This is a genomic window from Yersinia similis (assembly GCF_001053095.1).
Lineage (GTDB): Bacteria > Pseudomonadota > Gammaproteobacteria > Enterobacterales > Enterobacteriaceae > Yersinia > Yersinia similis.
The window spans coordinates 37,059-51,605 of the sequence record NZ_CGBP01000002.1; the positions used below are offsets into that span (position 1 = coordinate 37,059).

The window sequence follows — 14,547 nt, forward strand, 5'->3', positions numbered from 1 at the left end:
CTGGTGGTTTTAATAAATGATGACTGATTGCTGCCGAGATATTATTTATCAAATACATCAAGTGATCTTTTAAATAAATAAAGTTGCTTATGTTATTTGCATTAATTGAATTTAAGCTTTGTAAAAAATGATTTATTTATAACTAAATGCTATTCTAAATATAAGATAGTATTGCTAATGTGTGGTATTTATTGTATTGGGGAGAGTGGCATATCGTCATATGCGTAATTTTGTATTTTAGTCCTAAAAGGCCATAAATCTCTTGAGCCAGTTTTGATTCTCTGTAGGTATATACCCAAAATAATTCGAGTTGCAGGAAGGCGGCGACTGAGTCAGTCCCCTGGCGCTTATTTATTTAAGCTCAATAACAGGTAAGTGGCTGGGGTGAACGAAAGCAGCCAACACACATGCCGTTTGAAGTATGACGGGCATATTTAACCTGGAAGCCAAAAATGTGCCGCAGCGGCATAGGCCGCTAGAGGTAAATTTCGGGCTTGCGAGCCTTGATGGCACGATTTTTTCTGTCATGTTTGCTTGTCACACCCGTTTTCACCCACTTTTCTGCAGCTCTGCTGAGATTTCGTGCAAAACTGGAGGCGATACTCTCGCCATCTTGTGGCATAATGCGCGCCGAATCACATTTTTTATTCTTCTTGAATATCCCTATTCAGTCATCAAATCGAGAGCGAGCTCTGTGCTAAGTACTAACAATATCACCATGCAATTCGGCAGCAAGCCGCTGTTTGAAAACATTTCAGTCAAATTCGGTGGCGGTAACCGCTATGGCCTGATCGGCGCTAATGGTTGTGGTAAATCCACATTCATGAAGATTCTGGGGGGCGATTTGGTCCCTAGCGGCGGTAACGTCTTCCTTGATCCGAATGAGCGTCTGGGTAAACTTCGTCAGGATCAATTCGCCTTTGAAAATAATACAGTGCTGGATACCGTTATTATGGGACACGGCGAACTGTGGGAAGTAAAAGAAGAGCGTGATCGCATTTATGCCATGGCTGAAATGAGCGAAGAAGATGGCTATAAAGTTGCTGATCTGGAAGTTGCCTACGGTGAAATGGATGGTTACAGCGCAGAGGCCCGAGCCGGTGAGTTGTTGCTAGGGGTGGGTATTCCAGTTGAACAGCATTATGGCTTGATGAGCGAAATTGCACCCGGCTGGAAGTTACGTGTATTGCTGGCGCAAGCCCTGTTCTCCGATCCAGAAATTCTGTTACTTGATGAGCCAACCAACAACCTGGATATCGATACTATCCGTTGGTTAGAGCAGGTGCTAAACGAACGTAACAGCACCATGATTATTATTTCCCATGACCGTCACTTCCTTAACATGGTGTGTACGCATATGGCGGATCTGGATTACGGCGAACTGCGCGTTTATCCAGGTAACTATGATGAGTATATGACCGCAGCGACCCAAGCTCGTGAGCGTTTGTTATCAGATAATGCGAAGAAAAAAGCCCAAATATCTGAACTGCAATCTTTCGTTAGCCGCTTTAGTGCCAACGCATCTAAATCTAAGCAGGCAACTTCACGTGCTCGCCAGATTGATAAAATTCAGCTTGATGAGGTAAAAGCCTCCAGCCGTCAGAACCCGTTTATCCGCTTTGATCAGGATAGAAAACTGTTCCGTAATGCGCTGGAAGTTGAGATGTTGACCAAAGATTTTGGTAACGGTCCGCTGTTTAAAAATCTGACTCTCCGTCTGGAAGTGGGTGAGAAAGTGGCTATCCTTGGGCCGAACGGTATTGGTAAATCTACCTTGCTGAAAACCCTGCTAGGGGAGTATGAATCGGATGCTGGGACCGTAAAATGGTCTGAAAACAGTAAGATTGGTTACTACGCACAGGATCACGCCAGTGATTTTGACATCGATCTGACGGTGTTTGACTGGATGAGCCAGTGGAAGCAAGAGAAAGACGATGAGCAGGCGGTTCGCAGCGTGCTGGGGCGTTTGTTGTTTAGCCAGGATGACATCAAGAAAAAAGTTAGCGTGTTGTCTGGTGGTGAGAAAGGGCGGATGTTGTTTGGTAAGTTGATGATGCAGCGCCCTAACATTTTAGTCATGGATGAACCAACCAACCACTTGGATATGGAATCCATTGAGTCTCTCAATATGGCATTGGAAATGTACGAGGGGACACTAATCTTCGTCTCCCATGACCGCGAGTTTGTGAGTTCATTGGCAACCCGTGTGATTGAAATGACGCCGAATAAGCTTATCGACTTTACCGGTAACTACGAAGATTATCTGCGTAGCCAAGGGATTCAGTCATAATTATTTGATTGACCTAACAAAAAAGCTGATGCTATGCGTCAGCTGAGGTTATTGACAAAGTGCCCGCGACGGAGAGAACAGGCAGATCGTAAAGACGCCGTAAATACATCCATGTAGGCTCGAGCCGCGCCATCCTTGGCGCGGACGCTTTACTCCTCTGCCTATCCTCACCGTTCAAGATTGAGTCATCGGGGTTTGTCAGCAGTCTGAGCTGATGCTGTGCGTCAGCTTTTTTTATGTCTTAACGTTGAGTAATAATAAATAATATAAAATACGGACAATAATAGAAATAAAGTTAAAATATAGTGAGTTTACTATTTAACTAAAAGTATATCGATGACCATTAATTTAATATTACTATACAGTCTGATTCTCAATAACCAATAGTTAATTATTTAATGGAGCAAGAGATATGAATATCAGTGGGCATGTAATAACAGGTTTAGATTATGGTTGGCAGGGGATAGGGTATCTTGAAAAAGGGGTTCATTGGTTAAAAACCGGGTTAGATGCAGTAGGGAAATGTGCTGGGTTACCTGAAGTACAGCCAGCGGTATATCTCTCATCTCTAAATGTGAAATATAATAAGATTGGTGATAATACCCAAGAAACTCTTAATAATATTAACAAAAAATTAAGTAGTGCCTTTTTACTAACCTCGCCTGAACAGATAAAAGAAAAACAAAACCTTATTAATGCAGTGAAGACAGAATTAGAAGAAATGAAGTTCCAAGTGCTCACTGAGAGAAATGAGTTATATTGTGGTGAAGAAGTAAAGCTACATGGAAAAGTACGGACAACATTAAGTGAAGACATTACAGTTGGACGAAGAGATGATTTTATTAAATCACTCGTCAACTTATATCAGATTGTGAGAGGTGTTAAGGCTATGATTGCTAACGGCCCAAATAATACAATAAGCAGTTTGATAAATTTAAATTCTAATGAATTTCATAGTAGTTTTTTCGAAATAGGTGATGTTTTGGATCGAGATTTTAACGCCATTGAAAAAAACAATAGAGTACCTAATGTAATAGTTGATACGCATTTTGATGAGTAAATATAACAAAGACACCATCTGATTTTTATTTATTAAACTGGGGAGTATTTCTGCCCCAGTTTAATGTATTCATTATAGTGGCGATCTTCTGCCACTCCGGCAGACTTCGCACAAAGGATCTTTTGCCAGCTTTATACTGCGAAATTCCGCGGTCATCGCGTCATACATTAATAAACGCCCTGATACCAACTGACCATAATTTGCCAACAGCTTTATGGCTTCCATTGCCTGCAAATTACCGATAATACCCACTAAGGGGGCCATTACGCCGGCCTCGACACAGGTTAGGGCAGTGTCACCAAATAACCGACTTAGACAGCGGTAACAAGGCTGATTATCTTGATAAGTGAAGACGCTGACTTGCCCCTCCATACGGATTGCTGCACCAGAAACCAGTGGTTTGCCTAGCGTATGGCACAGCCGATTGAGTTGCTCGCGGGTGCTGAGATTATCGGTACAATCCAACACCAACTGATGTTCAGCAATAAGGCTAAAGAGTTGTTCATCATCTAACTGTTTATCAAGGGTATTCAGCACCAGATACGGGTTGATTTCTGATAATGTCTGCGCCGCCGAGGCCACCTTCGTCATACCGATACGGCTATCGCGATGCAGTATCTGGCGCTGTAGATTGGAAAGGGCTACGGTATCAAAATCGAGTAGGGTGAGGTACCCAACACCTGCGGCAGCCAGATATTGCGCCGCTGCACAGCCGAGGCCACCTAACCCAACGATGAGTACTTTGGCCGCTTTCAGTTTCTCTTGTCCGTCAAAATCAAAACCTTGTAACGTGATTTGCCGGTTATAGCGCAGGGCCTCAACATCTGAAAGTTCCGGCAACATATCAATCTCCCTTGGGGTGATTAATGGCAAACGGCCGATTTCCCCCCAACAATTCATTAAACAGCTCTATTTCGACGGATTCACCTACGGCTATCGAGCCGCGTTCCCGTTCGAGCACGATAAAACAGTTACCTTGACTGAATGAACTGAAAATGTGGGAGCCTTGGTGGCCTGTCGTACGTACTTCTAGCTGGCCGTCAGCATTACTGGAAAAAATTCCACGTTGAAAATCCAGACGGCCCGGTGTTTTTTTCAGCGGTGTTGTCGTTTTGGCTTTTAATCGTAGTGGCGGGTGCCATTCCGTATGCCCGGACAGCTTTGCCAATAATGGTTGCACCAGTTGATAGAACGTTAGGGCCGCAGAGACAGGATTCCCTGGTAAACCGCAGAACCAGGCATTGCTGAGTTTACCAAAAGCAAAGGGTTTACCGGGCTTGATGGCCAATTTCCAAAAACCAATATCCCCGAGTTCGTCTAGTATCTGTTTGGTATAATCGGCTTCACCGACTGAAACGCCTCCACTGCTGATGACCAAGTCTGCGGCGGTATCCGCCTGCTGAAATGCTGCACGTAGCGCATATTGATCGTCACGGACAACACCAAGATCGATGATTTGACAACCCAATTGCTCCAACATTAGCCTGACGGCAAAACGGTTAGTATCGTAAATCTGCCCTTCAGCCAAGGGCTGCCCGACCGGTTGTAATTCATCACCGGTTGAGAAAATAGCTACTTTCAATGCGCGATAAACCGCGATTTCAGCAATACCTAACGAGGCTAATAGCGGTAGTTGTGCTGCACCCAATTTAACGCCAGCCGGGAAAACTGCCGCCCCTTGCTGGATATCTTCACCCGCTAGCCGAATATTTTGCCCGATTCGAACGTTACCGTTGAATACGACACCTTGGTCACCCACGACAGCGTATTCTTGCATGACAACGGCATCTGCGCCCTTGGGGAGTGGCGCACCTGTCATAATGTGAATGCAGGTCTTTTCCGGCCACACATCTTTAAACGGCGCACCCGCGAATGCTTTTCCTGCTATTGGTAAGGGTATCTCGTCGCTCAATTCATGACAACGTACCGCATAGCCGTCCATCGCTGAGTTGGCGAAAGGTGGGACAGCAATAGGTGAAGTAATGGCGCTGGCAGTGATGCGGCCAGCAGCTTCAGCCAATGGGATGATTTCTACCGCTGGCAATGGCGTGACCTGTGATAGCATTTTGGTCAGTGCTTGTTCCAGAGAGAGTAAATCCGAGGTATTACAGTGATCCATGCTGAACTCCGAGGTCTGGGTGCGCCGCTGTGAAAGGAGAGTCACAGGAGCCGATCTATCAATTAAAATAAGAAGGCCATTATGGCAGAGATTGCCGGGGGGGTGAATGAGCGCTGCCAGTACTGTGGCAATTTCACCTAAAAAGAATATGGATTGATGCTACTTTTGTGAGCATTATCATTTTCATTGGATATATATCAAGTGGGTTAATCGACATTTTGACCGCTTGATTGCGCCGATATCATTGGTGGTTATTTTCTATCCAACTCACGCAGGAAATATCTTCTTTATACCACAGAAAATAGTCCATTTATGGCCCAGTCTCTCGGGGGAGATATAGGGTTTATCCTAAAAGCTCGCCTTAAATATAACTTTCATTGCAACAATATTTTTACCAATATATAACAATGTAAGTAAGAGTCCAGTACTGGATAGTTATCTGCCCTGGATTCAGTTTGATATTTAATATCCTTGATATGGAAGATATTAATAATATGGTAGACACAAACTCAATAAATGCCTCAAATACCGAGGCCACGCAGTCAGCCAGGTTGGCAGAACAAGCCGATACCCGCCAGCGGATAAAGGCTATTATTGGGGCCTCTTCCGGTAATCTGGTTGAATGGTTCGACTTCTATGTTTACTCTTTTTGTGCGCTGTATTTTGCGCCGTTATTCTTCCCAAACGACAACCCTACCACTCAATTAGTACAAACAGCAGGAGTCTTTGCTGCAGGTTTTCTGATGCGGCCTATTGGTGGTTGGCTGTTTGGTTATATTGCGGATCGCCATGGTCGAAAACTATCGATGTTGATCTCTGTTTATATGATGTGCGCAGGGTCGCTGATGATTGCCTGCCTGCCAACTTATGCGTCAATTGGTAATCTGGCACCAATACTGTTATTGCTTGCCCGGTTGTTCCAAGGGTTATCAGTTGGCGGAGAATACGGCACCAGCGCGACTTATATGAGCGAGGTAGCAATAAAAGGGCATAAAGGATTCTATGCTTCTTTCCAGTACGTCACATTAATTGGTGGTCAGTTACTGGCATTATTGGTGTTGGTTTTGTTACAACAAACCTTACCATCAGAAATAATGTACAGTTGGGGATGGCGTATTCCTTTTGTATTGGGAGCATTACTGGCGATTGTTGCTCTTTATTTGCGCCGAACACTAAAAGAAACATCAGATGAAAAGAACCGTAACAAGAAAGATGCCGGTAGCCTAAGAGGTTTATGGAAGAACCGGCGTGCATTTATTATGGTAATGGGATTCACTGCAGGCGGTTCGCTATCTTTCTATACCTACACCACTTATATGCAAAAATATCTGGTCAATACCGCCGGGATGGATGTGAAAACAGTCAGCTTGGTTATGACCGCTGCGCTATTAATATTCATGTTTATGCAACCGTTATTCGGTGCGTTATCTGATCGTATTAGCCGCCGCACATCTATGCTGATGTTCAGTGTATTATCAATGTTGCTGACAATACCTATTTTGTACACCCTTAAAGGGGTGACAAACCCTTATGTGGCATTTATGTTGATAATCATCGCCCTTATTGTTACCAGTTTCTACACATCAATTAGCGGGGTGCTGAAAGCAGAAATGTTCCCACCGGAGGTGAGAGCACTAGGTGTCGGGCTTTCCTATACGGTCGCGAATGCCATATTTGGCGGCAGCGCTGAATATGTAGCGCTTTCCCTGAAGTCTTTTGACTTGGAGAATACTTTCTTTTGGTATGTTTCGGCGATGTGTTTCGTTACCTTCTTAGTCTCTTTGCGTTTACACCGTAAGGGTAAAGAGGTTGAGTTATAAGGTGAATCATGAGGCCTCGTTGACGCCACAATGATGTGGCGTCAACGAATACCTGCCAGATAAGCCTTAATCGTTGCCAGTAACTTTCCGGTACCACAGCACTCGTCATTATATCCTTTGGTATGCCTGCGGTTGATTACTCGATCATGGGGGCAACCGCCATGGCAGATAGAAAACCACTCACAATGTTGCATCTTTATCGTTGCAGCGACTTCTTCGTCTATAGCTTGCTGATTGTGTGATGATTTAGTTAACAGCTCGGCTAAATCAGTTTTCAGCAGTGAACCATAAATACTGTCTGCATCGCCTCTATATTTGTCGCAAGGAGAAACATCACCGTTAGGTTCCAACGTAATGATTTCTTGTGAGCAATTACCTGACCAATAACAAGCAGACAGTTTCTTTTCAGGATTCTCCAGTACACGGATAAAATCCTCGAATATAGCAATATGTATTTTTTCTCGGTAATCTTTTATCCAAATAACAAACAGAGCCGATAGAAATTTAATGAACTCAGCATAGCTAATAAAATTAGCACCAATGTTTTCACCTGCGGCCAGTCGATTATCTGGAACGATATTAAGAAATTCTATGCCTTTTAATTCTATTAAAGTAAAATAATCTAGCATTTCTCTCATGTCTGTTTGGTATACTTCGCGGTCAACAACAATGAGAGCACCATATAATATATCGTATTGTTGAAGTTTCTTTATTCCTTTGGCTATACGGTCAGAAGTCCCCCTTCCACGAAAATCCACCCGACGCTTATCATTAACGGCAGGTATACCATCGAGGCTAATACCTACGTTCATTCCGATCCCCTTAATAAATATTAACCATTCATCGGAGATGTTTACTATATTTGATTGCATCGTGTTAGTGATATATTGCTCTGACCGTTTAAATTGCTGTTGTAACCAAATTAATTTCTTAAAGAAAGCGGGTTTTAAGAGCGTAACTTCGCCACCATGCCAGATAAATTCGAACCTGTTTACATTGGGAATGGCAAGGATTTGGCGGACTATGTGTATAAGCGTACTGAATGAAATCGTTTGATTAGGGCCTTCAGCCCATGAGTGACAATAGGTGCAACGAAGGTTACACAACCGGGTGGCCTTTAATACAATAACTAACTTCTTTGCTTTTATTGCTTTGGCCTGTATTTTTTTAGTTCGTTCGTTATGATAGATATCTAACTCATTTGTATCTAATATTTTTTCAGCCGGTATTTTACCAATTAAATAAGTGGATAATAATGTATATTTACAGAAGCTGAGTTCCTCCAGATTCTGTATGCTTAATTTATTTATTTCTATTGTGTCAATGTATTTAGTGGGTATTATTTCGCGCATAATACACTCCTATTTTTTCATGTTAATATTCCCATCTTTCATGTTAAGTATTCTATTACTATAACTTGACGCTTCATCTGAGTGTGTGACCATGATGATGGTGGTTCCTGATTGATTTATTGCTTTTAATTGCTCTAGTACCGCTCGAGCATTCTTACTATCTAAATTACCGGTAGGTTCATCAGCCAGTATTAATGCAGGGGAAGCTACCATAGCTCTGGCAATGGCCACCCGTTGCTGTTGGCCACCTGATAATTGCATGGGCTTATGATCTTTTCGGTTATCGATCCCCAAAAGGCTCAAGACTTGATTGACTTGTTCAATACGCTTTTTTTTGGCGACCCCGCGATATTTCAACGGTAACTCAACATTATCAAATATTGACAAATGAGGGATGAGGTTAAATGATTGAAATATATACCCTATTAATTCACGTCTTAATGTGATCCGTTGAGAGTAACCTAGGTTATCAACATGTTTTCCTGCTAACGTTAGAGAGCCGTAATCCAGAGGTTCAAACATGCCCACAATATTGAGTAACGTTGATTTACCTGATCCTGATGGCCCCATGATAGAAACAAACTCTCCTTTTTCTACTGAAAGATTTATATTATTTAGAACTCTGGTTTTTATGATTTTTGTTGTGTAATATTTTTCTGCATTTTGTAAATGTAGCATATTATTTAAACTCTATGATATTTGCTGTTTTATCACTATCATCAGGCATTTTTACAATGCGTTGACTTGGCTGTAAGCCAGATGTGATCTCTGTCTTCATCGAACTTCGACGTTTAACTTCAACTTTTGTTTTAATTGCACGGTCATATTTCTCTTGATAAACATATATAAAGTGATCACCATTATGATTTGAAAACACACTTTCAGTTGGGGCTAATAGTGCGTGATTATTTTCTTCTTGTAGTGTAATACGAATTTCAATAGATTGCCCTCGCTTAAGATGAGCGATGCCTGATTCAATTGGCCTAAGCTTTGCTTTGAATTTCCCATTGTCTACTATTGCTGATACTGACTCAATCAGTAGTTGAGTATCTTGACCATTTATCTGTGCGATAATTTTAGTATTAGGTTTTATCTTGTCGATATAATATTCACTGAAATAAACATTGAAATAATATGAGCTTAAATTATCTATCACTGATATTTTTTCGCCTGACTTTATTTGTTGGCCTAATTCAATATCAAGAAAAGATAATGTACCATCAATAGGTGCAATAATAACGAGTTGTTCAAGGCCACTTTCAATCATTTTCATCATTTTTTCAAGTAATATAATAGATTCATCTATGTTTTTAAATTGTGAGGGAAATGATTTTTGGTTTTTACTATTATGCTTTTGTAGTATGTCACTCTTGATTTTCCAATTTATTAGTATATCATCCTGTCGTTCTAACTCAGACTTTGCAATCAAGAGTTTTTTATCAAGTACTTTATATCTTCTCAAATCTTTAGAAATTATATCTATTTGATGTTGAGCTTCTTGCAAACTGAGTTGTGTATCTCTGTTGTCTTGTTCTAGTCTCACTCTCATATTACGAAGGCTATTTATTTGCTCCATAATATCCGCCATTCTGGATGTTGCCTCTAGCGTGAAATCATAATTAGATAATCGAGCAATCACATCGCCCTTTATCACGTTTTCGGCAGATTGCTTGACTACTTCAATAACTTTACCTCCTCTTTCACTTGATAAAATGACACTCTCATTTGGTACAGTAATAGCGCGCGTCACCAATACGTCGTGGTATGGCTCAAATTGAACAGTATAAAATGTTACTTTTTCTCGAGGAACGAGTAGAGCGCTTTCTTTGGTGAATAAATAATAAATTGAAAAACAGCTTAAAAGTAGAATAAGTAACACGAGAAGTATAACTATTTTCTCTCTACTATTTATATTTATTTTTTTTTCTAATTTTATATCCATGTTATTTATTCTTTTTGGTATGGGATAAAATGAGTGACAATATCATTACACTAAGGATGCTCACCATAAACAGCAAAAGTGTTCCAAATGCATAGAAGTATGAGAGGCTATTAATGAAATTATATTTACTCAACCATTTTTGTAATAGGATAAAACCAATCGGGAATGCTATTGCTACAGCAACAAGTACGGGGGTTACATTTTGCTGTATAAAGAAAACGATATGCGTATACATAGAGCCACCTACTGACTCCATTATTTTTAATATTTTACTGATCCTTTGGGATTCAGCCATTCCGATTATCATGGTGCTTATAAGTAGTAATGCTACTGAGAATAGGGTAACCAAGCTAATTGTTTCTTTCATTAAGTTATGATTATTAAAATATTCTTGGTGTATATATTCAGCAAGTTTTATTTGGTCAGCATTGACTCCATATCGTTCAAGTATCATGTTTACGGTGCTAATATCACCCATATGTTGTAGTTTCAGTGCACCATATCGTTGCGCCTCATCACTGATGAGAATAAGCAATGGAATTGTATTTTTATCTCGATCTGCAAGATAAAAATCATTAACTACCCTGAGTATACGAACTGTATACTCAGTATCATTGTTGTTAATATAAAAAAGAGTATTCAGTACTTCATCACTTGACGACTTCCCCATCGCCGACATAAAGGCCTTTGTCGCTATAGCATGATAAATATTATTATTTTTACTGGGTGTAATAGGATTTTCGTGGCCCGCTAATGTTTTTATTCCCCAAGTGTCGGTGAAGTTTTTGTTTACGTTCAATATATTTACGGAAACTAATTTATCTTGTTCCTGTTGGTTTTGATGGAAGACCGAAGTCATTGTTCTTGACATATCAAATGGTCGCCAACTACTCAATGCGATTGAGGAGGCTTCTACGCTATTTTTTAATGCATCTTGCAAGCTATTTAGTGATGCTAAAGATTTTAATTCACCGCTTAATGGGAATGTTACAACGTTTTCTTTTGCATAACCAAATGTATGGTTCTGCATAAAATATATTTGTGTCATGACTCCTGCCCAAATATAAATAATGATACCTGCTATGGCTATTTGTATAGATAATGTTACTTGGTAAATGTAATGTGATATTGGGTGTGCATTATAAGCATGGTTATGCCATGACTTATTAGGGAAAACTGTGGTTGATAGATAGAGGTAATGCGATATCAATATCGCAATATAGAGTGAGAAGAACGCGACAGAAAATGATGATACTAATTGGCCTGTTTTTTGAATTAAAATCAGCTCCCTGACATTTTCAGATGCTTGCATCAAAATAGCGAGTAAGCCAAACGCCAGTATGAGGACACATACCGCTTGCAGTGTTGCGATAAAAAATGACTCTGTCAGTAATTGATAATTAGAGGCACCAACCGATTTCTTTATCTGAAAGCTGCTTTTTTTATTTGTATTTATGATGTTATTAACATTGAAAAAATTCATGGTGGTGGTTAAAAAGATAAAGAAACCCGCGATATACAAGGTATATAGATATGATTTTGAAATAACTGTGCTCATTTCATCGGGGAGCTCAGTGTCATAATGTATATCGGTAATATTACGGGCTGATAATTGAATAAACTCTTCAGGGCTAAAGGGAGCGCCAGGGAGTTGAGGTGCATACCGGGTGACCAGCGTTTTTAACTGCTCATTATTAGGTTTTGCCCCGGCGACCATAGTGGCAAATAGATAGGTGTGCATATCGTACCAGTCATGCCTTTTATCATGGTAACCATCGATGATATCGGGAGAAAATGCAATGACAGCGTGGGTATTAAAGCGGCTGGCCGCGTTTAAGTTAACCACATCTTTGATAACGAATTTACCTTTATTTCCTAATGTGATGACCTGGCCTTTAGGGTGGTTTAAATGAAGATATTGACGATTAAACTCAGGTGTAATGATAATTTCATTTTGTGACAGATAAGGTATTTTCTGCCGATAGGGATTGATCGTCGTTAAAAAATTAGGGCTGACTGCATAAATTTCTACGTCAGTGTGTGTTTTACCGTTAACCTGTAAGTCGATAAACAAGCGTAAAGCGTAGGCGACATCTTTGATGTTTTTTTCATTTTGTAATGCAGCAATTAATGGCAAAGGGACTTGTGCCGACTTAACTTTTTCACCATTAGGTAGATTAAATTGTGTTTCTATCCGATAAACTTGTGGGTAATCATGATGGAATTTTTCAATGCCATTATCAGTTAAATAAAGCAGTAATACGAGAAACAGTGAGATCATCCCTATAGCGGTTATGATAATAGCTAATAATGTTGCCATGGGGCTGAGCTTTACATCGTTTAAAAATTCACTCGTAAGCATACAAGAATATCTCACTGGGATTATTATATTTAGTGATGTTATTATTTTCGTTTTATTTATAACGTCTAAAATGTTTGATGGGCTTAGTCTTCTGCAAAGCTCCTTGACCAATTCCATGCTGTTATTTTAGTGTGAAGGGTATTGTTTTTAACTTCGTCTATTTCATTGCTAGTGATATATAGTGGGTTATTCTTGAATGATTCCTCTAACGATTGCAGCTTACTCTTTAATTTAATTAAGTTAACATTGTTTTTTTCTACCGTTGATTGGGATGAAGGATTCATGTCATTCTCCAATTTATTTATATGGGGGGTAACCGAGAGTGATTATCACTCCATTTACTTTTAATTCTTTTCTTCAATTTTATCAATATTTTTTTATTCTTAATGGTTATTTGTTTTTTATTATTGCCAATTAATTATCTGATTATTTATTTTATTGTTTATTATTTTATGGCCTTAAACGAGGCTTTAATGTGAGGTGGGAGTATCTATCTAATAAAAAGCCCTCGAAAGGGCTTGAGGTTATTGACAAAGTGCCCGCGACGGAGAGAACAGGCAGATCGTAAAGACGCCGTAAATACATCCATGTAGGCTCGAGCCGCGCCATCCCTGGCGCGGACGCTTTACTCCTCTGCCTATCCTCACCGTTCAAGATTGAGTCATCGGGGTTTGTCAGCAGTCTGAAGCCCTCGAAAGGGCTTGGGTTTTTATGCGTAATCATTGGGCTAATGATAAATGTTACGGCTGTAGGTGTTCAGCATGAAAGCGCAGGTGATCTTCAATAAATGTAGCTATGGTAAAATAGCTGTGATCATAACCCGGCTGAATACGCAGCATCAGTGGCCAACCTCGCTGGCGCGCCAGTTCCGCCAATTTTGCTGGTTGGAGTTGATCGGCAAGAAATTGATCACCATCCCCCTGATCCACCAATATAGGCAACTGATGCTGTGAATGGGTCAGTAAATGGCAGCTATCATATTGCAGCCATTGGCTTTCATCACTGCCAAGATATGCGGTAAAGGCTTTTCTGCCCCATGGTACTTGGCATGGGTTCACTATTGGCGCAAAAACAGAAACAGACTGATATTGTTGCGGATTACGCAGAGCCAGCATCAGCGCACCATGGCCACCCATTGAATGACCACTGATTGATTGACGTTCACTGACACTAAAATGTTGGCGGACCAGCGCTGGCAATTCTTGGCTGATATAGTCATACATTTGGAAATGTTCAGACCACGGCACCTGCGTTGCATTAAGATAGAAGCCCGCCCCCTGACCTAAATCATAGCTGTCATCGTTGGGAACATTATCACCACGGGGGCTGGTATCAGGTATAACCAGTACCAGCCCGAGTTCTGCAGCAACCCGCTGTGCGCCCGCTTTCAGCGTAAAGTTCTCATCATTACAGGTTAGGCCCGATAACCAATAAAGGACTGGCGGTGGGTTATCGTCCCGTGGCGGTGGCAGATAGATACTGAAGGTCATATGACAATTCAGGCTGCTGGCAGCGTGGCGGTAGCGCTGTTGCCAGCCGCCAAACATCCGATGCTCTTCGAGAAGTTCAAGTGACGTATTCACGTTTTGTCTGCCTCCTTGC

Annotated in this window: 12 protein-coding genes and 1 pseudogene; 3 read left to right on the plus strand and 10 right to left on the minus strand. The window is 40.9% G+C overall.

Features of this window, described 5'->3' with window-relative positions; translation table 11 throughout:
* The first annotated feature begins 694 nt into the window (after positions 1 to 694).
* Positions 695 to 2,290, plus strand: a complete 1,596-nt coding sequence (locus AC971_RS01810) for an ABC-F family ATPase (RefSeq protein ID WP_025383428.1) — start codon at positions 695 to 697, stop codon at positions 2,288 to 2,290.
* A gap of 41 nt (positions 2,291 to 2,331) precedes the next feature.
* Here the strand turns inward: AC971_RS01810 and AC971_RS24970 are convergent.
* A pseudogene (locus tag AC971_RS24970) lies at positions 2,332 to 2,403 on the minus strand (gluconate 5-dehydrogenase); the annotation flags it as partial.
* A gap of 299 nt (positions 2,404 to 2,702) precedes the next feature.
* Between AC971_RS24970 and AC971_RS01815 the strand changes: the two are divergent.
* Complete coding sequence (locus AC971_RS01815) at positions 2,703 to 3,350, plus strand: NleF caspase inhibitor (RefSeq protein WP_025383429.1); 648 nt, start codon at positions 2,703 to 2,705, stop codon at positions 3,348 to 3,350.
* Between the two features lie 72 nt (positions 3,351 to 3,422).
* Here AC971_RS01815 and moeB read toward each other — a convergent pair whose 3' ends face one another.
* A complete protein-coding gene (moeB, locus tag AC971_RS01820; protein ID WP_025383430.1) occupies positions 3,423 to 4,193 on the minus strand; it encodes a molybdopterin-synthase adenylyltransferase MoeB in 771 nt (256 codons plus the stop codon).
* Between the two features lies 1 nt (position 4,194).
* Complete coding sequence (moeA, locus tag AC971_RS01825) at positions 4,195 to 5,469, minus strand: molybdopterin molybdotransferase MoeA (protein ID WP_025383431.1); 1,275 nt, start codon at positions 5,467 to 5,469, stop codon at positions 4,195 to 4,197.
* Between the two features lie 494 nt (positions 5,470 to 5,963).
* Between moeA and AC971_RS01830 the strand changes: the two genes are divergently transcribed.
* A complete protein-coding gene (locus AC971_RS01830) occupies positions 5,964 to 7,289 on the plus strand; it encodes an MFS family transporter (RefSeq protein WP_025383432.1) in 1,326 nt (441 codons plus the stop codon).
* 41 nt (positions 7,290 to 7,330) lie between these two features.
* Here the strand turns inward: AC971_RS01830 and darE are convergent, their stop codons facing one another.
* The 7 genes from darE to fghA form a co-directional block, all read right to left on the minus strand.
* Positions 7,331 to 8,641 (minus strand): darobactin maturation radical SAM/SPASM protein DarE, encoded by a 1,311-nt coding sequence (darE, locus tag AC971_RS01835; RefSeq protein ID WP_025383433.1) that lies wholly within the window; start codon positions 8,639 to 8,641, stop codon positions 7,331 to 7,333.
* A gap of 9 nt (positions 8,642 to 8,650) precedes the next feature.
* The gene (gene darD, locus AC971_RS01840; protein WP_025383434.1) at positions 8,651 to 9,319 is read right to left on the minus strand and encodes a darobactin export ABC transporter ATP-binding protein; all 669 of its coding nucleotides are present in this window, start codon (positions 9,317 to 9,319) and stop codon (positions 8,651 to 8,653) included.
* A gap of 1 nt (position 9,320) precedes the next feature.
* A complete protein-coding gene (gene darC, locus AC971_RS01845) occupies positions 9,321 to 10,583 on the minus strand; it encodes a darobactin export ABC transporter periplasmic adaptor subunit (protein WP_025383435.1) in 1,263 nt (420 codons plus the stop codon).
* 1 nt (position 10,584) lies between these two features.
* The gene (gene darB / locus AC971_RS01850; RefSeq protein ID WP_038402198.1) at positions 10,585 to 12,945 is read right to left on the minus strand and encodes a darobactin export ABC transporter permease subunit; all 2,361 of its coding nucleotides are present in this window, start codon (positions 12,943 to 12,945) and stop codon (positions 10,585 to 10,587) included.
* Positions 12,946 to 13,028: 83 nt separating this feature from the next.
* Positions 13,029 to 13,241, minus strand: a complete 213-nt coding sequence (gene darA, locus AC971_RS01855) for a darobactin family peptide antibiotic (protein ID WP_072081216.1) — start codon at positions 13,239 to 13,241, stop codon at positions 13,029 to 13,031.
* Between the two features lie 194 nt (positions 13,242 to 13,435).
* On the minus strand, positions 13,436 to 13,534 hold the full coding sequence (locus AC971_RS25705; protein ID WP_197090724.1) for a gluconate 5-dehydrogenase: 99 nt from the start codon (positions 13,532 to 13,534) through the stop codon (positions 13,436 to 13,438).
* A 151-nt stretch (positions 13,535 to 13,685) separates the two neighbouring features.
* Complete coding sequence (fghA, locus tag AC971_RS01860; protein ID WP_025383438.1) at positions 13,686 to 14,528, minus strand: S-formylglutathione hydrolase; 843 nt, start codon at positions 14,526 to 14,528, stop codon at positions 13,686 to 13,688.
* Positions 14,529 to 14,547: the final 19 nt, after the last annotated feature.